This is a genomic window from Variovorax sp. GW821-FHT09B05, assembly GCF_059418265.1.
This window is the reverse complement of sequence record NZ_JBWKPN010000014.1, coordinates 61,641-85,794: the sequence shown is the minus strand read 5'-3', so window position 1 is coordinate 85,794 and position 24,154 is coordinate 61,641. Positions and strand designations below refer to the sequence as shown.

24 protein-coding genes and 1 other RNA gene are annotated in these 24,154 nt (G+C 71.6%); 8 read left to right on the top strand and 17 right to left on the bottom strand.

The genetic code is table 11. The features are described 5' to 3' along the window. The first annotated feature begins 3 nt into the window (after positions 1-3). Positions 4-312 (top strand): DUF1272 domain-containing protein, encoded by a 309-nt coding sequence (locus tag AC07RM_RS30250; RefSeq protein ID WP_495336869.1) that lies wholly within the window; start codon positions 4-6, stop codon positions 310-312. On the opposite strand, the gene AC07RM_RS30245 is transcribed toward AC07RM_RS30250, so the two are convergent. From AC07RM_RS30245 to AC07RM_RS30235, 3 genes are read right to left on the bottom strand one after another with little or no spacing between them, the layout of a single operon-like run. Continuing rightward, a complete protein-coding gene (locus AC07RM_RS30245) occupies positions 309-683 on the bottom strand; it encodes an AtuA-related protein (RefSeq protein ID WP_495336868.1) in 375 nt (124 codons plus the stop codon). The genes AC07RM_RS30250 and AC07RM_RS30245 overlap by 4 nt on opposite strands. Before the next feature lie 4 nt (positions 684-687). Then, on the bottom strand, positions 688-2,049 hold the full coding sequence (locus AC07RM_RS30240) for an acyclic terpene utilization AtuA family protein (RefSeq protein WP_495336867.1): 1,362 nt from the start codon (positions 2,047-2,049) through the stop codon (positions 688-690). Between the two features lie 13 nt (positions 2,050-2,062). Then, positions 2,063-3,028, bottom strand: coding sequence for a Bug family tripartite tricarboxylate transporter substrate binding protein (locus AC07RM_RS30235; RefSeq protein WP_495336866.1), 966 nt, complete (start codon positions 3,026-3,028; stop codon positions 2,063-2,065). A 152-nt stretch (positions 3,029-3,180) separates the two neighbouring features. On the opposite strand from AC07RM_RS30235, the gene AC07RM_RS30230 reads away from it, so the two are divergent. After that, entirely contained in the window at positions 3,181-4,149 is a 969-nt protein-coding gene (locus tag AC07RM_RS30230) for a LysR family transcriptional regulator (protein ID WP_093355521.1), read from the top strand. Here the strand turns inward: AC07RM_RS30230 and AC07RM_RS30225 are convergent. The 4 genes from AC07RM_RS30225 to AC07RM_RS30210 all read right to left on the bottom strand — a co-directional run bounded on the left by AC07RM_RS30225 (position 4,061) and on the right by AC07RM_RS30210 (position 7,860). Further along, positions 4,061-4,696 carry a shikimate kinase gene (locus AC07RM_RS30225; RefSeq protein ID WP_495336865.1) on the bottom strand — a complete coding sequence of 212 codons (636 nt, stop codon included), beginning with the start codon at positions 4,694-4,696 and terminating at the stop codon, positions 4,061-4,063. The genes AC07RM_RS30230 and AC07RM_RS30225 overlap by 89 nt on opposite strands. Before the next feature lie 60 nt (positions 4,697-4,756). Then, the gene (locus AC07RM_RS30220; protein WP_495336864.1) at positions 4,757-5,746 is read right to left on the bottom strand and encodes a Bug family tripartite tricarboxylate transporter substrate binding protein; all 990 of its coding nucleotides are present in this window, start codon (positions 5,744-5,746) and stop codon (positions 4,757-4,759) included. A gap of 12 nt (positions 5,747-5,758) precedes the next feature. Continuing rightward, entirely contained in the window at positions 5,759-6,838 is a 1,080-nt protein-coding gene (locus AC07RM_RS30215; protein ID WP_495336863.1) for an adenosine deaminase family protein, read from the bottom strand. Between the two features lie 71 nt (positions 6,839-6,909). After that, positions 6,910-7,860, bottom strand: coding sequence for a LysR family transcriptional regulator (locus AC07RM_RS30210; RefSeq protein WP_093355531.1), 951 nt, complete (start codon positions 7,858-7,860; stop codon positions 6,910-6,912). Positions 7,861-8,017: 157 nt separating this feature from the next. Here AC07RM_RS30210 and AC07RM_RS30205 point away from each other — a divergent pair, with 157 nt between their 5' ends. Continuing rightward, positions 8,018-8,896: a TorF family putative porin gene (locus tag AC07RM_RS30205; RefSeq protein ID WP_495336862.1), complete on the top strand. Its 879-nt coding sequence runs from the start codon at positions 8,018-8,020 to the stop codon at positions 8,894-8,896. 24 nt (positions 8,897-8,920) lie between these two features. Here the strand turns inward: AC07RM_RS30205 and AC07RM_RS30200 are convergent, their stop codons facing one another. Next, entirely contained in the window at positions 8,921-9,928 is a 1,008-nt protein-coding gene (locus tag AC07RM_RS30200; RefSeq protein WP_398494481.1) for a Bug family tripartite tricarboxylate transporter substrate binding protein, read from the bottom strand. A gap of 118 nt (positions 9,929-10,046) precedes the next feature. On the opposite strand from AC07RM_RS30200, the gene AC07RM_RS30195 reads away from it, so the two are divergent. The 3 genes from AC07RM_RS30195 (at position 10,047) to AC07RM_RS30185 (ending at position 13,100) form a co-directional block, all read left to right on the top strand. Further along, the gene (locus AC07RM_RS30195) at positions 10,047-11,714 is read left to right on the top strand and encodes an MBL fold metallo-hydrolase (RefSeq protein ID WP_495336861.1); all 1,668 of its coding nucleotides are present in this window, start codon (positions 10,047-10,049) and stop codon (positions 11,712-11,714) included. Next, the gene (locus tag AC07RM_RS30190; RefSeq protein WP_495336860.1) at positions 11,711-12,427 is read left to right on the top strand and encodes an RNA pseudouridine synthase; all 717 of its coding nucleotides are present in this window, start codon (positions 11,711-11,713) and stop codon (positions 12,425-12,427) included. The genes AC07RM_RS30195 and AC07RM_RS30190 overlap by 4 nt, the downstream gene beginning before the upstream one ends. 88 nt (positions 12,428-12,515) lie before the next feature. Next, positions 12,516-13,100, top strand: coding sequence for a hypothetical protein (locus AC07RM_RS30185; protein WP_208511149.1), 585 nt, complete (start codon positions 12,516-12,518; stop codon positions 13,098-13,100). A gap of 16 nt (positions 13,101-13,116) precedes the next feature. On the opposite strand, the gene AC07RM_RS30180 is transcribed toward AC07RM_RS30185, so the two are convergent. The 8 genes from AC07RM_RS30180 to AC07RM_RS30145 form a co-directional block, all read right to left on the bottom strand. Further along, positions 13,117-14,328, bottom strand: a complete 1,212-nt coding sequence (locus AC07RM_RS30180) for a multidrug effflux MFS transporter (protein ID WP_495336859.1) — start codon at positions 14,326-14,328, stop codon at positions 13,117-13,119. Beyond that, complete coding sequence (locus tag AC07RM_RS30175) at positions 14,325-15,812, bottom strand: efflux transporter outer membrane subunit (protein WP_495336858.1); 1,488 nt, start codon at positions 15,810-15,812, stop codon at positions 14,325-14,327. The genes AC07RM_RS30180 and AC07RM_RS30175 overlap by 4 nt, the downstream gene beginning before the upstream one ends. Continuing rightward, positions 15,812-16,780, bottom strand: a complete 969-nt coding sequence (locus tag AC07RM_RS30170) for an efflux RND transporter periplasmic adaptor subunit (protein WP_495336857.1) — start codon at positions 16,778-16,780, stop codon at positions 15,812-15,814. The genes AC07RM_RS30175 and AC07RM_RS30170 overlap by 1 nt, the downstream gene beginning before the upstream one ends. A 7-nt stretch (positions 16,781-16,787) precedes the next feature. Further along, entirely contained in the window at positions 16,788-16,994 is a 207-nt protein-coding gene (locus AC07RM_RS30165) for a DUF1656 domain-containing protein (RefSeq protein ID WP_057593930.1), read from the bottom strand. Next, complete coding sequence (locus AC07RM_RS30160; protein WP_495336856.1) at positions 16,991-19,165, bottom strand: FUSC family protein; 2,175 nt, start codon at positions 19,163-19,165, stop codon at positions 16,991-16,993. The genes AC07RM_RS30165 and AC07RM_RS30160 overlap by 4 nt, the downstream gene beginning before the upstream one ends. After that, a complete protein-coding gene (locus AC07RM_RS30155) occupies positions 19,166-19,669 on the bottom strand; it encodes a MarR family winged helix-turn-helix transcriptional regulator (RefSeq protein ID WP_495336855.1) in 504 nt (167 codons plus the stop codon). A gap of 133 nt (positions 19,670-19,802) precedes the next feature. Continuing rightward, positions 19,803-20,160, bottom strand: an RNA gene (rnpB, locus tag AC07RM_RS30150) — RNase P RNA component class A. Positions 20,161-20,193: 33 nt separating this feature from the next. Continuing rightward, positions 20,194-20,991 (bottom strand): AraC family transcriptional regulator, encoded by a 798-nt coding sequence (locus AC07RM_RS30145; protein WP_431511460.1) that lies wholly within the window; start codon positions 20,989-20,991, stop codon positions 20,194-20,196. Positions 20,992-21,109: 118 nt separating this feature from the next. Here AC07RM_RS30145 and AC07RM_RS30140 point away from each other — a divergent pair, with 118 nt between their 5' ends. After that, a complete protein-coding gene (locus AC07RM_RS30140; protein WP_495336854.1) occupies positions 21,110-22,006 on the top strand; it encodes a DMT family transporter in 897 nt (298 codons plus the stop codon). A 6-nt stretch (positions 22,007-22,012) separates the two neighbouring features. Here AC07RM_RS30140 and AC07RM_RS30135 read toward each other — a convergent pair whose 3' ends face one another. Beyond that, positions 22,013-22,969 (bottom strand): cupin domain-containing protein, encoded by a 957-nt coding sequence (locus tag AC07RM_RS30135; protein ID WP_495336853.1) that lies wholly within the window; start codon positions 22,967-22,969, stop codon positions 22,013-22,015. Positions 22,970-23,068: 99 nt separating this feature from the next. Here AC07RM_RS30135 and tehA point away from each other — a divergent pair, with 99 nt between their 5' ends. Further along, positions 23,069-24,085 carry a dicarboxylate transporter/tellurite-resistance protein TehA gene (gene tehA, locus AC07RM_RS30130; RefSeq protein ID WP_495336852.1) on the top strand — a complete coding sequence of 339 codons (1,017 nt, stop codon included), beginning with the start codon at positions 23,069-23,071 and terminating at the stop codon, positions 24,083-24,085. Positions 24,086-24,154: the final 69 nt, after the last annotated feature.

Below are 24,154 nucleotides of genomic sequence, written 5' to 3'. Positions count from 1 at the left end.
CCCATGCTCGAACTCAGGCCCAACTGCGAATACTGCGACAAGGACCTGCCGCCGAACGCGACCGATGCGCGCATCTGCAGCTACGAATGCACCTACTGCGCCGACTGCGCGCAGCACGTGCTGCACGACGTCTGCCCCAACTGCGGCGGCGGCTTCGCGCCGCGGCCGATCCGGCCGGCGACCGAAAGGCGGCCGGGGGTGTTCCTGGGCAAGCAGCCGGCGTCGGTGCAGCGCAAGCATCTGAAGTGGGAGCGCGACACGCTCGCGGACTTCATCGCCTCGGTGCAGGCGATTCCGCCGGCGCAGCGCTAGGGCGACGGGCCCGTCGCGGCAGGCAAGGCCGGAAACCGCCGCCGCACCAACCGCTCGATGTCCGGCGGCACCTCGATGCCGATGCGCAGGATCACGCTCGACATGGCCTTGCCGTAATTGTCCAGCGCGAGCGTGCGCGAGACGCCACCGGCCAGGGCGCCGTGCAGCACGAAGTTCATGCCGTGGATGTTGTCGGCCACGTGGCGGTCCACGCGCTCGGCCACCTTGTAGAAGGCCTTGACCTTCTCGGCCGTCAACTGCTCGACCAGGTACGGATGGAACGCGGGTTCGTAGGCGAACACGCCCACGTTGAAGATGTTGCCCTTGTCGCCGGAACGGCTGTGCGCGAGGTAGCGAAGCGGGATCTGCATGGTCTCAGCTTTCGATGGTTTCGAGCCTGAAGTCGATCGCGTCGCGATCCACCAGGGTGGACCACACGCCGATGACCTCGCGCGTGCGGTCGTTGAACGGCAGGCGCTTGCCGGTCGCGGCGATGCCCGACACGGCCATGCCGTCGACCTCGCCGCCGATCTTCTCGGCCATCTCGCGCGTGCGGGTGCGCGCGCAGACGCGCACGGCCACCTCGTAGGGCTCGTGGTCCATGGGCGGCGATGCCTCGCGATGCACGGCGTTGACGCCCAGGTAATCGATGCGCAGCTCCTGCGCCTCCAGCCCGACCATGCGGAAGCGCTCCTCGAGCATGCGTTTGGCCAACTCGGCGCGCGCCATCGCGCCCGGCCCTGCGTAGAAGAACCAGTCCTCGCCGATGAAGCCCTCCTTGCAGCCCATCGACACCTTGAGCGTGCGCGGCCGCGCGCGGCCGGTGGCGCCGCTGAAGCGCACGCGGTCCTCGCCGATCTCCTCGACGCGCGCGGTCAGGAAATTCACCACCACGTCGGGCGTCAGGTACAGCGACGGGTCGTGCACCTCGTAGAACATCTGCTCCTTCACCGTGCGCGCATCGACGCGCCCGCCGGTGCCCTGCACCTTGGTGATCACGGCATCGCCGTTGGCCGACACCTCGGCGATCGGCAGGCCGAGGTTCCAGGGATCGGGCACGTCCTTGAAGCCGGGGTCGCTGAAGTAGCCGCCGGTCACCTGCGCACCGCATTCCAGCAGGTGCCCGATGGCCGAGCCCTGGGCGATCAGGTCGACGTCGTGCGGCGACCAGCCGAAGGCATGGATCATCGGCGCGAGGAACAGCGAGGGATCGGCGACCCGCCCGGTGATCACGATCTGCGCGCCCTCGTCGAGCGCCCGGACGATGCCGTCGGCGCCCGCATAGGCCTCGGCCGAGATCAGGCTGGGGCGCAGCGTCTCGAGCGCGGCGCCGCTCTCCATCACCGTGTCGGCGAGTTCGAAGATGCGCTGCGTCAGGTCGTCGCCCACCACGGCGGTGATCCGCACGTTGCGGTGGCCGAGCTCGGCGCAGATGCGCGCGGTGGCCTCGGCCGCGGCCACGGGATGGATCCAGCCGCCGTTGGTGATGATCCGCGTGCCCTGCGCCAGGCAATGCGGAAGCACGCGCCGCATGCGCTCCTCGAGCAGGGTCTCGTAGCCCGCGAAGCCCGGGTCGGCGCGCTTGCGCGCCTGGGCGAAGGACACGGTCGCCTCGGCCATGGTCTCGAAGCACAGGAAGTCGAGCTGCCCGAGCTTGGCGCTGACGACCGCCGGCTCGATCCGGTCGCGCCACCATCCCGAGCCGCAGCCGATGCGCACGCTGGTCTTGTTCCTCATCGCGTCTTCTCCCTCAATCGATCCGGATGCCCGCGTCCCTGATGACGCGCGCCCACTTCTGGTCCTCGGCCTTCAGGTAGGCGGCGAACTGCGCGGGCGTGTGGCCCACCGGGATCGCGCCCCAGCCGCTCAGCTTCTGCCGCACGTCCTGCATGTCGAGCGCGGCCCTCACGCCCTGGTTCCAGGCCTCGATGGCCGCGGGCGGCGTGCCCTTGCGCGCGAGCAGTCCGAACCATGCATTGACCTCGTAGCCCGGGAGCCCTGCCTCCGCGAAGGTCGGCACCTCGGGCAGCGCCGGCACGCGCTGGCTGGTGGTGACGGCCAGCGCGCGCACCTTGCCCGCGTGGATCTGGGGCAGCGAGGCCGGCAGGTTGTCGAACATGGTGTCGACGTGGCCGCCGAGCAGGTCGGTGATCGCCGGGGCCGAGCCCGGATAGGGCACGTGCATCAGCTGCACCTTCGCGAGGCTGTTGAACAGGGCGCCCGACAGATGGGGCGAGCCGCCATTGCTGGTCGAGGCGAAGCTCACGCCGCCGGGCCTGGCCTTCTCGGCGGCCACGAGGTCCTTGAGCGACCTGAACGGCGACGCCGCGCCCACCACCAGCACGTTCGGCGTGTTCACCACCAGCGTGACCGGATCGAAGTCGGTGTAGGCCACGCGGATCGACTTGTTGAGGTAGGGGTTGGTGATGGTCGAGAAGGTGCCCATCAGCACCGTGTAGCCATCGGCCGGCTGGTTCAGCACGGCCTGCGCGCCGATGGTGGTGGCACCGCCCGGGCGGTTCTCGACCACCACGGGCTGGCCGAACGAGGCGCCGAGCTTCTCGGCCAGCAGGCGCGCCACCAGGTCGGTGGTGCCGCCGGGCGGCGTCGGCACCACGATGGTCAACGGCTTGGCGGGAAATGGCGCCGCGAGCGCGGCGCCGGCCGACATCGCGGCCCAGGCGGCCGCGGCCAGCCACCGGTGCGGGATCTTCATCTGTCGTCTCCGTTTCGTTGTTCGGGCCGCTGCATTCCCGCGGTCGTCGGTCTCGATACTGACCGGGCCGCCCTCGGCGCGCCAAGCGAAAGTCGGGCACTTCAGCTGTGAAGAATATTCACCGTGCCCAGCGCCGGGCCTACGATGGCGCGATGGAGAAACGACCGAACCAGATCGACCGGCTCAGCGACGTGGCGCTGTTCGTGCGGGTGGCGGAGCGCGGCAACTTCTCGATGGCGGCCAAGGACTGGCACCTGTCGCCCTCGACCGTCAGCAAGCTGGTGGACCGCCTCGAGGGGCGCCTGAAGGTGCGGCTGTTCGACCGCACGCCGCGCGCCGTGACCTTGACGCCCGCGGGCCGCATCTTCTACGGCAAGGCGCTGGCCTTGCTCGAAGCGGCCGAGAGCGCGCAGAGCGCCGTCATGCAGGAACACGACGACGTGCGGGGAATGCTGCGCGTGCATGCGCCGCCCGTGTTCGCGCGGCACGACCTCGCGCGGCTGCTGCCGGACTTCCTGGCCCGCCATCCGCAGGTGCGGGTCGAGCTCTTCGTGGGCCTCGACACGCCCAGCCTGATGCAGCAGGGCCTCGACGTGCTGATCCACTCGGGCCATCTGCCCGATTCCTCGATGGTGGCGCGGCAGCTGTCGACCGTGCGCTGGATCGTCTGTGCCTCGCCCGCCTACCTCGCGCGGCACGGCACGCCGCGGCGGCCCGAGGACCTGCTGCGCCACAACTGCCTCAACTTCGTGGGCCGCGAGGCCTGGAACCACTGGCAGGTCGGCGGGCCCGAGATGCCGCGGGAACAGCTCGCGATCGGCAATGTCTCGGCCAGCGACGGCGGCGTGCTGCTGGAGATGGCGCGCGGCGGCGCCGGCATCGCGCGCCTCGGCGACTTCCACGTGCGCGCCGACATCGACAGCGGCCGCCTCGTTCCGCTCTTCCTGAGCGAGGCCTTCGAGGAGGTCCCCGTGCTCGCGGCCTACCACCACCGCAAGCACCTGAGCGCGCGCATCCAGGCCTTCGTCGACTTCATGGCCGAGGCGCTGGAGGCGCGCAACCGGGACATGGATGCGTGGCTGGCGGCGCTCGGCGGATCGGTGGGGCGTCCTGCCGCGTGATCGGCTGGCGGCGGCGGCGCACGAGGCCTTCGATGTCGCACGCGATCGCGAGGGGTTCACCCTCGCTGAGGAAGCGCTCGCACCGCAACGCCATGAAGACCGGGTGCCGTTCGCGGATGCGCCGCGTTTCGCTGATCCGGTCGCCGTTGAGGTAAGGCCTGCCCAGTTGGCGCTCGACCACGCGTTCGACGCAGCGCTCGAGCTCGAAGGACGGCAACAGCAGCGCGGTGAGCGGATCGCCTTCGATCGCATCCCGCAAGGCCGGGTAGCGCTCGCTCACGCTGGCCGGATAGGTCATGAAACCCGAGGACATCGCGATCACGGTCGGCGCGGTCGCCGCGGCGCGAAGCTGTTCGTAGGTTTCGATGTTGCGCGCCGCATAGCCCGCGTACCCATGGCGCGCCATGAAGGCCGCGACATCGCCCTGTTGCGCGATGAAGACCTGGTCGAGATCGACGAAGCGCCAGGCCAGCCGTTGCGCGAGCAGCGGGCCGACGGTGGTCTTTCCGGCGCCACCGGGACCGATGAGATGAACGAGGGGAATCAATGCGAAGGAACGAGGAGTGCGACAGGTGCCGCGGCATTCTGAAGCACCGCGGCCGCCGCGCTACTCGGCCTTGATGTTCCCCTTCGCGACGATCGCGCCGAACTTCGCGTCCTCGCCCTGCAGGAAGGCGGCGAACTCCTTCGGCCCCGCGCCCAGCGGCGTGACGCCGCCCTCCTCGAAATTCCTGCGCACGCCCGGGTTCGCGAGCACCTGCGCCAGCGCGGCATGCAGCTGCGCGACGATCTGCGGTGGCGTTCCCTTGGGCGCGAAGATGCCCTGCCAGACCGACACGTCGGCGCCGCGCCACGCGGGCACGCTGGCCAGCGGCGGCGCTTCGGGCATGGCGGCCGAGGCGGTCTCGGACATCACGCCGTACACGCGCAGCTTGCCCGCGCGTGCCTGCTGGATGACCATCGACAGCGGCAGCACGGCGAGGTCGAGCTGGTTGCCGCTGAGGTCGCTCACGATCTGCACGCCGGTGCGGTACGGCACATGGACCATGTCGACGCCGCCGCGCTGCTTGAGCAGCTCGCCGCCCAGGTGCAGCGAGGTGCCGACGCCCGAGCTCGCATAGCTGTACTTGCCGGGCGCGGCCTTGAGGTCGGCATACAGCGCCTCGCTGGTCTTCGGCTGCAGCGCGGGCTTGCCGACCAGCGCCAGCGGCTGGGCCCCGAGCAGCGTGACGGGCACGAGGTCGGCGAGGCCGTCGTAGCGCACGGTGGAAGGCGTCACCATCTTCGCGATGACCACAGTGCTCTCGACCGACAGCAGCAGGGTGTAGCCATCGGGCCTGGCGCGCACGGCCTTCTCGGTGCCGATGACGCCGCCGGCGCCCGACACGTTCTCGATCACCACCGGCTGCCCGAGCCGCGTGGCGAGCTCGGGCGCGATCCAGCGCGCCATGACGTCGACGTTGCCGCCGGCACCGTAGGGCACGATCAGGGTGATCGGGCGCGCGGGCCAGGCGGGCTCGGCGAGGGCCGTGGTGGCGCAGGCAGCGAAGGCCAGGGCGGCGAGCAATGCGCGGCGGCGTGCGGTGTCGAGGTGCATGGCGGGGTTCCTTCAGTCGCGGTTCGTTTCCAGGGGAGCAGCCTGCTCGCGCTCGAGCGCGGCGATCTCGCGTTCGAAGTCGGCGCGCAGGTTGCGCTTCGCGTCGTCGTCGAGCCAGCAGGCGTCGACGCCCGCGAGGCTGAAGGCGCGCGCCTGCGCCCAGCCCCAGCCGCCACCCTCGAGCACGGTGGCGTAGGTGTGGCTGAGGTCGGTGTGGAACATCGCGGGGTCGTCGGTGTTGAGGCTGACCGGCAGGCCCGCGTCGACCATGCGCTTCACGCTGTCGAGCCGCCGCCGCTGGTTGCGCACCACGCTCGTGATGCCGCAGACGCAGAAATGCACGCCGCGGTCGCGCGCGCGCCGCAGGCCGTCGTCGCTGGCCAGCAGGTTGTAGCCATGGTCGAGCCGGTCGCAGCCCAGCAGGTGGATGCAGTCATCGACGTTGGAAGGCGGCGCCTCCTCGAGCGTCTGGTTGTCCTCGCAGACATGGGCGGTGCGCTGGAGGCCGGCGCGGCCCGCGCGCTCGAACAGGGCCGCGAAGCTGGCGGGCGGACCCGCGCGCTCGGGGCCGTCGAGGCCCACGCCGACGACCAGGTCGGAGCGCAGGCCGAGGATGTCGTCCATCGCACGCTCGGCGCTGTCGAGCGGCAGGCCACGGTCGAAGGAAGCGATCAGCAGGCCCGAGCAGCCGAAGTCCTGTCGCGCGGCGCGCAGGCCGGCCACCAGCCCCTCGACCTGCACGCGGTACGGCACGCCCGTGGGCATGAAGTACTGCGGGTTGAACGACAGCTCGACATGGCGCGCGTTGCTGCTGCGCGCGGCGTCCTCCACGGCCTCGTAGGCCACGCGCTCGAAATCGGCGCTGCTGCGCACCGCCTGCGCCGCGATGCGCAGCACGTCGATGAAGTCGTAGAAGTCGCGGTAGCTGTAGAGCGTGTCGACCGGGCGCGGCAGCGGCAGTTCGTATTGGCGCGCGAGCGCGACCAGCGTGGCCGGGCGCAGGGTGCCGGCCATGTGGAAATGCAGGTCGGTCTTGGGCAGCCGGGCGAGCAGGTCCGGACGGACCGGCGCGGGGGAGGAAGGGGTGGACATGGACGGCGACGATAGCCACGCCCACCGCCCGCGCCCAGCACAGCGCTGTGCAGCAGGTTATGACAGCGCCGTCATGACCTGGGCCGGTGCGCCAGCTCGCGCGCGGCCGCCGTCAGCTCGCCGCGCAGCCAGCGCATGGCCTGGTTCTTGTGCGTGCGCTCGTGCCACACGAGGCGGTAGCGGTGCGGCTTGATCTTCGCGGGAAAGGGCACGATCGCGAGCGGGTACTGGCGCGCGAAGTCCTCGGCCAGCAGGCGGCCGGTGGTGAAGACCAGATCGGTGCGCGCGAGGATGGCCGGCGCCATGCCGAGGAACTGGGTGTGCATCGCCGTGTGGACCGACACGCCGAGCTCGGCCAGCTGCGCATCGATGATGGTGCCCTGCCCCGGCACGTGCTCGAGCGAGGACAGGTGGCGCGCGCGCCGGTAGTCGTCGAGCGTCATCGGCGCCCTGGCCAGCGGATGGCCCTCGCGCACCAGGCAGACCATGGGTTCGGTCAGCAGGCTGGCGGCGCGCAGGTGGCCGGGCAGCTCGGGCCAGATGGTGATGACCATGTCGACCTCGCCGTCGGCGAGCTGGCGGTAGTGCTCGAAGCGCGAGCCCAGGCCGCGGATCACCACGTCGCACTCGGGCGCCTGCCGCGCCACGCGCTCGGCGATGTCGGCGAAGAACTGGCGCGGCAGGAAGTCGTAGGTCGCGATGCGGAAGCTCTGGCGCAGCTCGCGCGGCTCGACCGGCCCGGCCTCGGCGGTCAGCAGCGACATGTCGGCCAGGATGCGTCGCGTGGGCACGGCCAGTGCCTGCGCGCGCTCGGTCAGCACCATGCGGTTGCCCACGCGCACCAGCAGCTCGTCGCCGGTGAGCTGGCGCAGCACCTTGAGGTGGCGGCTCAGCGCGGACTGCGCCACGCCGAGCTTGGCCGCGGCCTGCGACACGCTGGCCTCGCTCAGCAGCACGTGGAGCGAGCGCAGCAGCGATTCGTCCAGTCGGCGGTCATGCTCGCCGGTGTCGGGCAGGGACATGGTGTTCGGGTCGAAGAGGGAGGCGGTAGGTCCGCGGGCAAGGGATTCTGCCCGTGCGCCGCATGCGCAATTTTTGCGCCGCGGCCCGAAGTCTTTACACGGCTTTGATACGCCCCCTCCTACGCTGTCGCTCTTCCTTCATCCCCGAGCTCTCTCGATGCAAAGATCGATCCGCGCCGCCTCCTCGGCACTCGCCCTCCCCACCCTGATCGCCGCCGCCTTCGCGCTGCCCGGCGCGGCCTTCGCGCAAGCGGCCGGCGATGCACCGGCACCGGCCGCCTCGCCAGTCACGGCCAACATCGCGCTGACCACGAACTACAAGTTCCGCGGCCAGGACCAGGACATGCTCGGCAGGAACGACTACGCCAAGACCCGCGGCGCCAAGCCCGCCATCCAGGGCGGCTTCGACTACGCCTTCGGCGACAGCGGCTTCTATGTCGGCAACTGGAACTCCAGCGTCAACTGGCTCCAGGGCAACAGCGTCGAGGTCGACCTGTACGGCGGCTACAAGTTCAAGGCCGGCCCGCTGGACATGGACGTCGGTGCGCTCACCTACATCTATCCGGGCAACTCCCTCGGCAACACCACCGAGCTCTATGGCGCGGCCACCTATGCCAACGAGAGCTTCGGCGCCCTCACGCTGAAGTACTCGCACACGGTGTCGAAGGACTACTTCGGCTTCGCCGGCAACAAGCTGGGCTCGGGCCTCGAGGGCACCAACACGGGCTACCTGAACCTGTCGTACAGCAAGGAGATCCTGCCCAAGGTGACGCTCAAGGCCGCGGTGGGCTACACGGCCCTGTCGAGCGACATCCGCAGGAACACGGCCTACAAGAGCTATGTCGACTACAACGTGGGCGCCAGCTACGACTTCGGCGGCGGACTCACGCTCGCCGGCTCGGTGCAGGGCGCGAACCAGAAGAACGCATACAACGCCGCGGCCGGCCCGCTCTACGACTTCGGCTTCTACACCGTGCAGCAGGTCTACTCGCCGAACAAGCCGCGCTTCATCCTCACGCTGGCCAAGACGCTCTGACGAAGACGCCGGCGGCCGTCGGCATCAATCGATGCTGATGTTCGCCGCCTTCGCGACCTCCGCCCACTTCACGCGGTTGTCGTGCACCGTCTTGCGGAACTGCGCGGGCGTCTCGATGCGGATGGTGTTGCCCTGGCTCTCGAACTTCTCGCGGATCTCGGGCTGCTCGAGCACCGTCTTCACGGCGGCGTTGAGCTTCTCGACGATGCGCGCGTCGGTGCCCTTGGGCGCGAAGATGCCGAACCAGATCGAGCTGTCGAAGCCCTGGGTGCCGGGCAGGCCGCTCGAGGCGATGGTGGGCACTTCCTTCACCGCGGCCACCGGCGTGGCGGTGGTCACGCCGAGCAGCCGCACCTTGCCGGCCTTGTAGTGCGGCAGGATGGTCTGGACCTGGTTCATGATGCAGCAGGTCTCGCCGCGCACCACCGAGGTGATGGCCTCGGGGCCGCCCTTGTAGGGCACGTGGACCATGTTGAGCCCGAGCCGCGCATTGAACTCGGCGAAGGCCATGTGGGTGCCGGCACCGTTGCCGGTGGAGGCGTAGTTGTACTTGCCGGGGTTGGCCTTGACCAGCTCGACGAATTCCTTGAGCGTCTTCACGTTGATGACGTCGGGGTTGATCGTCAGCACGTTCGAGACGTCGAGCACCGGCGCCACCGGCACGAAGTCGGCCTCGACGTCGAAGGGCAGCTTCTTGTAGAGCGCGGCATTGCTGCCATGGGTGGCGGCGGTGCCGAACGAGAGCGTGTAGCCGTCGGGCTTCGCATGGGCCACGTACTCGCTCGCGATGTTGCCGGCCGCGCCGGCGCGGTAGTCGATGATCACCGGCTTGCCGAGCTGGCGCGTCAGCGGGTCCTGGATGGTGCGGGCCACCACGTCGACGCCGGAGCCGGCGGGAAAACCCATGATCAGCGTTACGGGCTGTTGCGGCCAATCGGCCTGCGCATGCGCCACGGGCGCGATCGACGCGCACAATGCAGCGGCCGTCAGCAGCGCGCGCAGGTGCCGGCTCGGGAAGTGGAAAGGGGGCATGGCTGTGGTCCTCGGTTCGGGCGGTGCAGGCCCGGATTCTGGCGCGGTGCTCATACCTGCTTCGGCATGTGCTTATGCGCGACACACCTCCGGCGCGCCGGCTCTCCATAATCGCCCCATGGTTCGTCCCACACAACATATTCATCCCCAGCGCGAACCGGTGGCGGTGCGCGCCGCGGCCACCGTGCTGCTTTTGCGCGATACCGCGGCCGGCATCGAGGTGCTGATGACGCGCCGCTCGGCCACCGCCAGCTTCGCGCCCGGCGCCTACGTCTTCCCCGGCGGCCACATCGACGCGGCCGACGAGGTCGCCGCGCGCACGGCCGCGCGCCGCCCCACGCAGAGCCCGCTGCAGGCCACCCAGGCGGTGGCCGCGATCCGCGAATGCTTCGAGGAGCTCGGCGTGCTGCTCGCGCACCATGCCGACGGCCGCCCGGCCGGCGCCGCGGACATCGCCGCGATGGACCGCGACGGCCACGCGGCCGTGCCCTTCGCCGAGCAGTGCGCGGCGCGCGGGCTGGTGCTCGAGGCCGACCGCGTGTTCACCTTCGCGCACTGGATCACCGACCGCGACCTGCCCAAGCGCTTCGACGTGCCCTTCCTGGTGGCGCGCATGCCCGAGGGCCAGGAACCCTCGGCCGACGAGAGCGAGCAGTTCGAGCCGAGCTGGGTGCGCCCGGCCGATGCGCTGGCACGCCACGCGGCCGGCAGCTTCTTCATGATCTTCCCGACCGTGCGCACGCTGCAGCGCATGGCCTCGTATGCGAGCGTCGACGCGGTGCTCGCGGCCTGCGCGAGCGAGCAGCCGCTGTGGACCAGCTGCCCGCGCGGCGGCTTCGTCAACGGCCGCGACGAGCGCTACATGGAGAACGACCCGCCCTTCGGCGAGCTCGCGCTGGTCTGCCCCGACGGCCAGATGCTGCATTCGCTCGACTGGAAGAGCGATGCACCGGTGGCGCTGCTGAAGAACGTGCAGCGCCTGACCGCGCCCAACCCGGGCGCGATGACCGGCCCGGGCACCAACAGCTACATCGTGGGCGACGCGGCCACCGGCCACATCGTGATCGATCCGGGCCCGAACGACCCTGCCCACATCGAGCGGCTGTGGCAGGCCGCCAGGGGCGACATCCGCATGATCGTCTGCACGCATTCGCATGCCGACCATTCGCCGGGCGCGGCGCCGCTGCAGGCGCTGGCCGGGGACGCGAAGCCGCCGATCCTGGGGCTGTCGTCGGCGCCCACGGCACGGGCGAGCGCGCGCTTCTCGGCCGAGCGCGAGCTGGCCGACGGCGAACGGCTGGTGCTCGCGGGCACCGGTGCCGATGGCCAGCCGCTCACGCACACGCTGCGCGTGGTCCACACGCCGGGCCACGCGGCCAACCACCTGTGCCTGGTGCTCGAGGAGGACGGGCTGCTGTTCTCGGGCGACCACATCCTCAACGGCAGCACCACGGTGGTCGATCCGCCCGACGGCGACATGACGGCCTACCTCGATTCGCTCGACAAGCTCGATGCGAACTGCGAGGCCGGCGGCGTCGAATTCATCCTGCCCGCGCACGGCCACGTGATCGGCTTCGCGCGCACGGCCATCGCCTACCTGAAGGCGCACCGCCTCAAGCGCGAGGCGAAGATCGCGGCCGCGATGCAGAAGCTGCCCGAAGGCACGCCCGAGCAATGGCTGCCGCTGGCCTACGACGACGTGCCCGAGCGGCTGTGGCCGGTGGCCGCGCGCTCGCTGGCGGCGCACGTGGCGCGCATCCGGCAGCAGGCGGCCGTCGCTTCATGAGCGCACCGCAAAGGCACGACGCCGAGGGCATCCGTCTGGCCAAGCGCGTGGCCGCGCTCGCGGGCTGTTCGCGGCGCGAGGCCGAGCTGCTGATCGAGAACGGGGCGGTGCGCGTCGACGGCCAGCCGGCACTGCTGCCGCAATCGCGCGTGCAGCCACACCAGCAGGTGGAGATCGAAGCGGGCGCGCGGCCCGAACCCGTGCTGCCGGTGACGTTGCTGCTGCACAAGCCGGCCGGCCTGCGCACCGAGGAAGCGCACACGCTGCTGGTGGCCGCCAACCTCGCCGCCGCGCACGGAACGCCGCGCTTCCTGCCCGCGCATGCACGCGGCCAGCACTGCATGACGCCGCTGGAGACCGGCGCCAGCGGCCTGGTGGCCTTCACGCAGGAATTCCGCATCGAGCGCAAGCTGCACGAGGACGCCTCCGTCATCGAGCACGAGATCATGGTCGACGTGGCCGGAGCCGTCTCGCCCGAGCAGCTCGCGCGCTTCGAGCGCACGCCGGCGCGCGTGAGCATCGGCCGCCAGACCCCCGAGCAGACCGGGCTGCGCTTCGCGCTCAAGGGCGCGCAGCCGGGCCAGGTCGCGCACCTGTGCGACCGCATGGAGCTGCGCATCCTCGCGATGCGCCGCATCCGCATCGGACGCGTGCCGCTGGCCGGCCTCGCGCCCGGCCAGTGGCGCTACCTCGCGCCGCAGGAACGCTTTTGACGACGAAGGCTTCGCGCGCCCGCACCGCATGTTCGCGGCCTGCTTTTTTCAGCCAGCGGCTTCGCGCCGCCGACAGGAGACTCCAGCCATGAAGTCCGGATCGACATCCGCCGCCGAGACCGTTCCCTTTCCGCGCCGCCTGCCCGCCACGGTGGCGGCCCTGGCCCTCGCCTCGCTCGGCGGCTGCTCGGTGTTCGAGCCCCTGATGCCCGCACCGGCGCCACCGGCCCCGCCCGCGCCGCCGCCCGTGGTGTCGAAGGACGGCCTGGCGCCGATCACCGAGGACCAGGTCGAGCGCATCCGCGAGCAGATCGCCGCCAAGCCGCCAACCCCGGCCGTGGGCCGCGTGGTGCGCAGCGCCTCGCCGACCATCGAGTCCTTCCTGCGCACCGAGGGCTGCATCACCGCGCGCAACGGCGCGGTGCTCAATCCCTTCGCGGCGCCGGGCCGGCTGTTCGACGCCCAGGGCTTCCAGGGCGGCCCGATGGCGCAGATGCAGTACCACGACAAGACCGCCTGCGTGACCGTCAAGCGAATCCAGAACTGGAAGATGGTGTCGCCCAAGCTGCTGCGCTTCGAGGTGGTGTACGTGGGCGACGACGGCGAGGAGCGCGCGGTCAAGCACCACGAGCTGATGCGGCAGCCCAAGGGCGGGTGGTTGTTCGCGAAGTAGCCGTGCGCGGCGCGGCTCAGCCCGCCGCCACCTTGCGCTGCGAACGCAGCGCCACCGCGAATGACAACTGCGCCACGATCCCCGCCCCCGCGAGCACGATCGCCGAGGCCAGCGCGGGGTTGCGGTGCCCCATGCCCGCGAGCGCGGTGCACAGCGCGCCCACCGCCATCTGCGTGAAGCCGTAGAGGCCCGAGGCCGAGCCGATGATCTGCGGATTGACGCTGATCGCCTGCGTGAGCGCGGCCGGCGAGGCCATGCCGGCACCGACGGTGAACAGGAACATGGCGGCGACGATCAGCGGCACCGACAGGTGGTCGGTGAGCGCGGCGCCCAGCAGCACGAAGGCCGCGGCCACGCTGAGCGCGTTGGAACGGATCATGAGCCGGTCGACGCGCACGCGCGCGATCAGGTGGCTGGTGAGGAAGCTGCCGAGCCACACGCCCGAGACCAGGATCGCGAGGTAGATGCCGGCCTCGTGCGCGGGCCGGTGCAACTGGTCGACGAAGATGAACGGCGCCGAGGCGATGAAGGCGTACATCGAGGTGGTGGCGCAGCCGCCGCCGATGGAGAAGCCGAGGAAGGCCGGCGAGCGCAGCAGCCGCGCGTAGTTGCGCGCGAGCGCTGGCGCGCTGACGGGCGCGCCGGGCCGGCCGGTCTCGGGCAGCAGGCGCCAGGTGAACAGCAGGCCGACGATGCCGAGCGCGAACAGGCCGTAGAAGATCGAGCGCCAGCCCAGGGCGGTGGCGAGCGCACCGCCGACCAGCGGCGCGATGCTCGGGCCCACGGTCACCATCAGGTTCATCAGCGCGAGGCGGCGCGTCGCCTCCTGCGGCTCGGCGGTGTCGCGCACGATGCTGCGCCCGAGCACCAGGCCCGCGCAGCCGCCCATGGCCTGGAACAGCCGCGCGGCGATCAGCGCATGCACGTCGGGCGCGAGCGCGGCCGCCAGTCCGGCGACCGTGTAGAGGCCGAGGCCCGCGAGCATCACCGGCCGGCGGCCGAAGCGGTCGGCCAGCGGGCCGTACACCAGTTGCCCGACAGCCAGGCCGAAGATGTAGAGGCTCACCGTCATCTGCATCTCGCCGATGCCGGCACCGAGGCCGCGCGCGGCGATCGGCAACGCGGGCACGAAGATGTGCATGGCCAGGGTGCCGCTGAAGGTGACGAGCGCGAGCAGCCACAGCGGCGCGTGCGCGGCGCGTGGCGCGGGAATGGCGTTCGTGTTCACTGCTTGCGCGCCTCGCTGCCGCCGGCCGCGAGGCGGTCGCCGTCGTCGGTCTCCCAGCCGCCGCCGAGCGCCATGAACAGCACGATCTGGTCGTCCGACAGCTGCGCCTCGCTGGCCGCCAGCGCGGCATCGCTCGCGGCCAGCGCGCGCTCGGCATCGAGCGTGTCGAGGTAGGCGGTGCGGCCGTTGCGGTAGAGCTGGCGCGCCTGCGCGGCGACGGTGGCGCTCTCGTCGCGCGCGGCCTGCAGCGCGGCGCGGCGGTCGAGTTCGCGCGCGTAGTTGCCGAGCGCCGACTCGGTCTCGCGCAGCGCGGTGAGCACGGTGCCGTCGAACTTCGCGAGCGCCGCGCGCGTGCCGGCCTCGGCCTGCGCGATACGGGCCTGCGCGATGCCGGTGTTGGGCACGGTCCACGAGATCAGCGGGCCGAGGCTCCAGCCGAAGGTGCCCTTGCGGCCGAAGTCCTCGGCCGGGCCGGCCGACGAGGCCGACAGGCCCAGCGTGATCTTCGGATAGAGGTCGGCCGTGGCGACGCCGATGCGCGCGGTGGCCTGGGCCAGGCCGCGCTCGGCCTGGCGGATGTCGGGCCGGCGGCGCAGCAGCGCGGCACCGTCGCCCACGGGCACGGTGCCGGCCACGCGCGGCGGCACGGCGCAGTCGGCGAGCTCGCGCGGAAAGTCCTGCGGCAGCTCGCCCGTGAGCGTGGCGAGGCGGTAGAGCGCGTTCTGGCGCTCGGCCAGCAGCGGCGGCAGCGCGGCCATGAGCTGCTGCAGCTGCGCGCGGGCGCGGCCGGTGTCGAGCGCGCCGGCGCGGCCGGCCTCGTGCAGCTTCGCGGTGACGTCGACCGCCTCCTGCTGCAGCCGCACCGACTTGCGCGCGATCTCCAGCCGCAGGCCGGTGGAACAGGCCTCGGCATAGGCACGCGCGGTGCCGGCCGCGACGTTCACGCGCACCAGGTCGAGCGCGGCGGCGGCCGACGCGGTGCCGGCCTCGGCCGCCTCGGCGGCGCGGCGGATCTGGCCGAACAGGTCGACCTGGTAGGACAGCGACAGGCCGCCGCTGTAGTTGAAGCGGTCCGGCGGCTCGTAGTCCTTCTGCAGCAACTGCAGGCCCGAGACATGGCCGAACGAAGGGCCACCGTTCACGCCGATGACGGGGCGCTTGCCGCCGGCCACCTCGGCCTCGATGGCGCGCTCACGCTCGAGGTTGGCGACCGCCTGGCGCAGGTCGGTGTTGTGCGCGAGCGCCTGCTCGACCAGCCGGTCGAGCCGCGGGTCGCGGTACAGCCGCCACCAGTGCGGCGGCAGCGGCACGGCCTGCAGGCCGGCGGCGGGATCGGCTTCGGCGAAGGGCCGGCCGGCCGCGGGCTGGCTCGCGATGGCCTCGTCGGGCTGGCGGTAATCGGGGCCGACGCTGCCGCAGGCCGCGAGCGCCGCGGCGGCGGCCAGCGCGGCGATGCGCAGCACGGTGCGGGATGCGATGGTCATCATCCTTCCTTCCTGGCGCCGGCCTTGGCCTCGGCATCGGCGGCGGTCTTCTCGCGCTGCGCCTCGGCCTGTTCGAGCACCTGCACCGTCACCGTCTGGCCCGCCACCAGCCGCGCGCCCGCGGGCAGCGGATCGAGCTTCACGCGCACCGGGATGCGCTGCGCGAGCCGCACCCAGTTGAAGGTGGGGTTCACGCTCGGCAGCAGGTTGGCGCTGGTCGAGCGATCGCGGTCGGCGATGCCGGCGGCCACGCTCTCGACGGTGCCGCCGAGCACCGCGCCGCCGCCCATCGGCATCACGTGCACGCGGTCGCCGAGGTGGATGCGCGGCAGCTTGGTTTCCTCGAAGTAGCCCTCGACGTAGAAGGAGCGCGCATCGACCAGCGCAAGCACCGGCCGGCCCGCGGCCGCATAGCTGCCCTGGCGCAGGTCGAGGTTGGTGACCAGGCCGTCGGCCGGCGCGCGCACCTCGGCGCGCTGCAGGTTCAGCCGCGCCGAATCGAGCGCGACCTCGGCCTGCGCGACGGCGGCGCGCGCCTGCTCGACACGCGCGCGGGTCTGTTCGCGCGCCTCCTGCGAGACCAGCGCCTCGAGCCCCGCGTTGCGCGTGTTCTCGCGCTGGGCCTGCGCGCTCATGGCGCGCTGCGCGGCGAGCGCGGCCTGGGCCTGGCGCACGGCCAGGTCGTAGCGCGCGCGGTCGACCTCGAACAGCAGGGTGCCGGCGGCCACCGACTGGTTGTCCTGCACCGGCACGGCCGTGACCAGGCCCGAGACGTCGGGCGCGATCTGGACCACGTTGGCGCGCACGCGGCCGTCGCGCGTCCAGGGCGCGAGCTCGTAGTGGTCCCAGAGGCGGAAACCCGCCCAGACGGCGGCGGCCACCACGGCGGCGGTGACGAGGATGCGCAGCGCGCCGGCGGGCCAGGTGCGGGCGCCGGCCTTGTTGTCGTTGGAAGTGTTGGCGGTCATGGTGTGGTCATTGCAGGGAGGTCGTGGCGCGGCTCAGCGCATAGAGCAGCAGCAGGTAGAGCGCCATGTCGAACAGGGCCGGGTGCCAGACCCAGCGGTAGAGGCCGGTGGCGGCCAGCAGCCGGCGCACGCCCCACAGGGCGAGCAGCGCGGCACCGGCCAGCAGCATCAGCCAGGGCACGTAGAGGCCGTAGAAACTCGCTTCGCCGATCATCGGGACACTCCTTGCGCGGCAACAGGAACAGGAACAGGAACGACGGAAGCCGCGCGCATCGGCGGCGCCTCCGGAAAGAGATTGCGGCGCAGCCCCACCAGCGCGGTGACGGCCGAGCGCGCGTCGGCGCTCGACGTGCTCGCGGCGCCGAGCATCGAGGCCAGCGCCTCGTCGATGCGCGCCAGCAGGCTCGCGGGCCGCGCGGCCACGCGGCCGCCGGCGCGCTGGCGGAAGAAGCGCGCGATGTCGCCGAGCAGCGCGCTCGCCGAGGCCAGCGGCAGCTGCGCGCGCACGCGCTGCAGCGCATCGATGTCGGCGCCCATGCGCAGGTCGCGCAGCGCGTCGTCGGCGGCCACGCCCTCGATGCGGCCGCCGGCCTGCGCGATGCGCGGTGCCAGCAGGCCGATGCGGTCGAGCATGCGCACCGCGTAGGCGTCGCCGGGCACGCCACGGCGCTGGGCCGACGGCGACAGGCTCACGGGCGTGGCCGCGGCCGCGCCGGCCATCTCGCCGAGTTCGCGCCAGGTGGCGCGCTGGATGCGGCGCGCGCTCCAGTCGGCGCCCACCGAACGCACCAGCCGCGTGACGAAGGCCGCGGCCACCACGCCGAAGACCTGGCCCAGCATGCTGTTGATGAAGCTCACGATGTCGGCGGTGGCGGTGTCGTGCATCGCCAGCGTGCCCGAGACGCCGAACAGCAGCGCCATCGCGGCCATGAAGTAGGCCGGCCGCGCCATGTACAGGCCCAGTGCCAGGAACACCGGCGCGCAGACCGCGACCAGCATGCCGAAGTCGTGCACCAGCGGCAGCAGCACCAGCACGTAGAGCGCGGAGATCGGGATCGACCACAGCGTCCACTTGAGGAAGCCCTGGATCGCGGGCACCGGGTCGTCCATGGTGGCGAAGAAGCAGCAGAAGACCGCGGCCATCATGGTGGCGGCCGAGCCCATCGACCAGCCGGTGAGGATCCAGAACGCGCCGCACAGGCAGATGGCGAGCACGGCCGCGAGCGCCGACAGCAGCGCCATGCCGCGGTCGAGGTGCAGCACGCGGTTGCCGAGCGCGGCGACGCGGCGCGGCGGCACCGCGCCCTTCAGGCCGTCGTCGATGTCGGCGCGCAGCCGCGCGCAGGCGCGCCAACCTTCGACCAGTTCCTCGAGCCGGCCCGCGAGCGCGATGCGCAGCGCGCGGCCCCAGGGAGAGATGGAGGCACCGGGTCGCGTGGCGGCGAGCGCGGCAAGGGTCGCGCGCAAGGCCTGCAGGCGCGCATCGTCGGAAGTGCCGGCGCCCTCCTCGCGCAGCCACTGTCCGGTCTGCGTGAGCAGCGCGGCCACGTCGGGTGCGATGGCGCCTTCGGCCTGTTCGAGTGCGAGCAGCCGGTCTTCGACCGCCGACAGCGCGGGCGTGAGCGCGGCCACGCGGTCCTGCATGGCGCGGATCGCGCCGGCGGTCCAGCGCAGGTGCGTGGTGTCGAAGGGCACATGGGTCGACAGGATGCGCAGCTGCGTGATGTCGCCTGCGAGGCGGCGCCGGTCGTCGGCCAGGCGCCTGGGGTCGGCATCGGCGCGGCGCGCGGGCGTGCCCGTGGCGCTCGCGGGCGGCTGCAGCAGGTCGCCGAGCCACTTGCGCGCGTCCTGCAGGGTGCGATCGAGCAGGCCCAGCACGGTGGGGCCCATGCCGGCCGGCAGCACCAGGCTGTGCAGCAGCGTGGCGCAGAAGATGCCCAGGCCGATCTCCTCGACGCGCGCGACGGCGGTGTCGAACAGCGCCTCGGGCGCCTGCACCGAGGGGAAGCCGATCAGCGCGGCGGTGTAGCCCGCGAGCATGAAGACATAGGAGCGCGGCGTGCGGTCGAACAGCGAGATGCACAGGCACAGGCCGACCCACAGCGCGAGCACCAGCGTCAGCAGCTCGGGCGCGTTCGACAGCGCGGGCACCAGCAGCACGGTGGCGGTGCTGCCGATCAGCGTGCCGCAGAAACGGTAGACCGCCTTCGAGCGCACCGCGCCGGCCAGCGGATGGGCGACGACATAGGTGGTCATCAGCGCCCAGAACGGACGCGGCAGGCCGGCGCGGCTGGCGAGGTACATCGCGAGCATCGCGGCGGCGAAGCTCTTGGTGGAGAAGACGATCTCGGCGCGGCTGAAGCGCGGCAGGCTCAAGGCAGGCATCTAGCGTCGCCCCTCGGCCGGTGCGCTGCGGCCCAGCCGTTCCTCGAGCACCGCGAACACGCGCAGGCAGGCCGCGAGGTCCTCGTCGGACACGCCCTCGAACAGCGCGGCGCGCATCAGGCTCAGCGCGGCCTCGATGGGTTCGCAGGCGGCCTCGCCCGCGGGCGTGAGGTGCAGGGTCTTGGCGCGGCGGTCGGCCGGGTCCTCGCGGCGCTCGACATAGCCGGCCTCCACGAGCTGGTCGAGCGAGCGCACCAGCGAAGGCCCCTCGATGCCCAGCGCCTCGGCCAGCACGCCCTGGCGCACGCCCTGCTCCATGCGGCCGATCATCACCACCGGCCAGGCCAGGGTCTGCGACAGGCCCACGTGCGCGACCGCCTTGTCGGCCGCGGCGCGGTAGCCGCGCTGCAGGGTCGAGAACTGCATGCCGAGCTTCATCAGCGCGGCTTCGCGCGCTTCCTTTTTCTTCTTACGGCCGACGGGCGGCGTGACCGGTTCGGCCATGGCGAGGCTCCCAATTAGTTAGCTTGCTATCGATTATACGGGTTTACCCCAGATCGTGCCGGCCATGCCGACGGGCGGGTCATGCGCCGAGCGGCATGACCCGACGAAGAACGTTGGGGAAGAAGAAAGAAAAGTGTGAAGCGCGCCGATAAGCCGGATTCTGTGCACCGGACATCTCTTGCGAAATGCCCGGCGTGACCGCCATTACTCTGGGCCGTCTGTCGCCAGACGGCTCGATGCCACCTACCCGCCAGCTCAGCGGAACCACCTCGATACTGGCCTACTTGGTGTTGCTGCGCGCAGAGATTGCCCGTTTCACCCGAACTGAATCGGCTCGTCTCTGTTGCTCTGATCCTCACCTCACGGTGGAGAGCCGTTAGCTCCTGCGCTGTCCTGTGCAGTCCGGACGTTCCTCCAGTGCGGTCTTTCGACGCGGTGCCCGAAGGCATCGCCCCTTGCGGGCTTGCACCAGCGGCGGTCTGGCACGCTTCACGGGGCGGATTATCGCCGCTTCGCGCATGCCCTCATCCCGCGATGCCGCAGAACTCGCGCCGGTACTGCTCGGGCGTCGTGCCCGCCTCGCGCTGGAACATCGCGATGAAGGCCGAGGCCGTGCTGTAGCCGAGGTCGAAGGCGATCTCCTGCACCGTGCGGCCGGCCTCCAGCGCATCGATGGCGCGCAGGAAGCGCAGCCGCTGGCGCCAGTCGCCGAAGGACATGCCGAGTTCGCGCTGGCACTGGCGCGCGAGCGTGCGCTCGGTCATGTGCACGCTAGCGGCCCACTCGGCCAGCGAGCGGTGGTCGCCGGGCTCGGCCTGCAGCGCCTCGAGCACGCCGACCAGCGCGGGCGAGGCCGCGGCCGGCAGATAGCAGCGCAGCACCTCGGCGCGCGCGAGCTGGTCGACCACCACCTGCGCGAGCCTCAGGTCGGCCGGTGTGACGGGCTCGTTCACATCGCGCGCGGCGAAGTCGGCCAGCACGCTGCGGATGATCGGGCTGATGCGCACGGTGCAGGGCTGCGTGGGCAGCTCGGCGCACAGCGCGGGCACGATGTAGACGGTGCGGTAGACGACCGCATGGCGCAGCGTGCAGCTGTGCACCACCCGCGGCGGGATCCACACCGCGTACTGCGGCGGCGAGAGGAAGCGCAGGCCCTCGGCCTCCATCTGCATGGTGCCGTGCGCGGTGTAGTTGAGATGGCCCCAGCTGTGGCTGTGCGGCGCGGCCAGGGTGTCGGCGCCGAATTCGTCCCAGTTGAAATAGAACGGGCCGGCCTTGTGCTCCACGTCCTGGATCGACAGGTAGCGCGCGCGATCGGCCATGGCGGGGCGGTTCCTCGAAAGAGCGTCCGGAATTCCGGACCGGTTGTCCTGATCGAGCTATATGCCGCAGGACGGACGCACCGATGATAGCCTGGCCTCCTCCTGAAAGTCCTGTCCCATGTGGCCCTATGCCTTCCCCCTGCTCGCCGTCGTCATCTGGTCGGGCAACACCGTCGTCAGCAAGATGGCGGCCGGCACCATCGCGCCGGCCGAGATCAGCTTCTACCGCTGGCTGCTCGCGGCCCTGCTGTTCACGCCGCTGGCGCTGCGCCCGGTGCTGCGCAACTGGCGCGCGATCCGCCCGCAGCTGGGCCGCATCGCGGTGCTCGGCCTGCTGGGCATGGTGGTCTACCAGAGCCTGGCCTACTACGCGGCCTACCTGACCACGGCCACGCACATGGGGATCATCGGCTCGCTCACGCCGATGATGGTGCTGGCGCTGTCGATCCTGCTGCTGGGCCAGCGGCTCACGGCCGGCGCGGTGGCGGGCTCGCTGGTGTCGATCGCGGGCGTGGCGGTGGTGGTGTCGTCGGGCGACCTCGGCACGCTGCTCAAGAGCGGGGCCAACCTGGGCGACGGCCTGATGCTGCTGGCGATGCTGGCCTATGCGGTCTACGTGATCCTGCTCAAGCGCTGGGGCATGAAGGAAGTGCCCGCGCTGCAGCTGCTCTACCTGCAGATCGTGTGCGCGGTGATCGTGCTGCTGCCGCTGTACCTGCTGACGCCGCGCATGGGCCTGTCGGCCGCCAACCTGCCGCTGATCGGCTTCGCGGGCCTCGGCGCCTCGATGCTCGCGCCGCTGGTGTGGATGCACACGGTGGCCCACATCGGACCGAGCCGCGCGAGCATGTTCTTCAACCTGATCCCGCTGTTCACCGCGCTGATCGCGGCGGCGGTGATCGGCGAATCGCTCGCGGCCTATCACGCGGTCGGCGGCGTGCTGACGGTGGCCGGCGTGCTGCTGGCCGAGTTGTGGAAGGCGCCGCTGCGGCGCCCGGTGCTGGCCGGGTCCTGAGGCGCCTCAGCCGGCCTTAGACGCGGCGGCGCGCCGGAAGCGCCCCGGCGTGAGGCCCGCGTGCCGCGCGAAGGCGCGATTGAACGCGGCCTCGGAGCGGTAGCCGACGGCCTCGCCGACCGAGGCCGTGTCCTGCCCGCCATGCGCGAGCAGGCGCGACGCGAGCTCCATGCGCAGGCTGGTCAGCAGTTCGAGCGGGCCGGTACCCGTGCGGCGCGCGAACTCGCGCGCGAAGGTGGCGCGCGAGAGGTGGCAGCGCTCGGCCAGCGAGGCCACGGTCCAGTCGTGCTGCGGTTCGTCGAGCATGGCCTTGAGCGCGCCCGCCAGCCGCGGGCTGGCCATCAGGCCCAGCACGCCCGAGAGCTCGGGCCGGGTGTCGAGGCAGGCGCGCACCGCGAGCGTGAACAGCGTGCCCGAGAGCTGCGCCACGATGGCCTGCGCGCCGGCGTTCTGCTGCTCGATCTCGTGCGCCATCAGCCGCACCAGGCCCTGCAGCCAGCCGTACTCGGGCCGCTGGCCGAAGGGGATCACCAGCGGATCGGGCAGCGCCTCGAGCAGCGTGCTGCGGCGCCGGCCCGGGAACTCGAACTCGCCGCAGAGGATGTCGGTGTCGGCCTTCGCGGGACGCGGCAGATTGGTCTTGAGGTCGACCAGCTCGCCCTTGCGCAGGCGGATCGGGCGCATGTCCTCTTGCGGCTCTCCCGGCTCCGACGCGAGCCCCGCGGTGCGCAGCACGTGCGCCTGGCCGTGCGGCAGGATCACGAGGCTGCCCTCCTCCAGCGGCAGCAGCGTGTTGCTGGCCGGCAGCCACAGCTCGCAGCGCCCGCGCAGCAGGATGTGGAAGGGCGCGCGCCACGGGCCGATGGCCTCGTGCGGCGCGGCCCAGTCCTGGCCGAACAGGCAGCGCAGGTCCATGCGGCCGCGCGGGGCCAGCCAGTCGACGAGTTCGCTCAGGGCATCCATGGCGTGAGACGTTGGAGCAATTTTTTCAGCCGGATCGGCATTCAAGATCCTAGCACGCAGGCCTACAGTTCATTCACCGACTTCCACGAGGTGAACAGAATGACTTCCGATCTCGTCCCCGCCGCTCCCACCGCCGCACCCGCGGCATCGGCCCGCGGCCCCGTTCCCGTCTCCTTCTTCAGCATCGCCGTCGGCCTGCTCGCGCTGGCCGCGGCCTGGCGCGTGGCGACGCCGCTGTGGCAACTGCCACCCGAGGCCGCTCAGGCCCTGACCTGGGCTGGCATCGCCGTCTGGCTGGTGCTGCTGGCGCTCTACGCCGCCAAGTGGCTGCGCCATCCCGACGAGGCGCGCGCCGAGCTCGAGCACCCGGTGCAGTCGTCGTTCGCGGCACTGGGCCCGGTGGCCAGCATGCTGGCGGCGGTCGCGCTGCTGCCCTACGCACGCCCGGTGGCGCTGGCCGTGTTCGCGCTCGCGGTCACGGCGCAGCTCGCGCTCGGCCTGCGGCTCTATGGCCGCACCTGGCAGGGCGGCCGCGCGCCGGCCTCGGTCACGCCCGCGATCTACCTGCCGGCGGTGGCGCAGAACTTCGTTGCCGGCACCGCGGCCGCGGCCTTCGGCTGGCCGCAGCTGGGCGTGCTGTTCTTCGGCGCGGGGCTGTTCTCGTGGCTCGCGCTCGAATCGCTGATCCTGCACCGCGCGGCCACGCAGGAGCCGCTGCCCGAGGCGCAGCGCCCGCTGCTGGGCATCCAGCTCGCGCCGGCCGTGGTCGGCGGCGGCACCTGGCTCGCGGTCAACGGCGGCGTGCCCGATCTGTTCGCGCAGATCCTGCTGGGCTACGGCCTCTACCAAGCCCTGCTGCTGCTGCGCCTGCTGCCGTGGATCTCGCGCCAGTCGTTCACGCCCGGCTACTGGGCCTTCAGCTTCGGCGTGGGTGCGCTGCCGACGCTCGCGATGCGGCTGGTGGCGGCCGGCGCCACGGGGCCGGTGCGCTGGCTCGCGCCACTGCTGTTCGTGGCCGCCAACGCGATCATCGGCCTCTTCGCGGCGAAGACCCTGGCGCTGCTGGTGCGCGGCCGGCTGCTGCCGAGCGTGCCGGTTGCAACACCTTCGCGCTGAAAGGTCCGCGGGCTGGTCTCACAATGCGCGCTGTCGTCGCGACAACCATCGAACCGAACGCATCCAAGG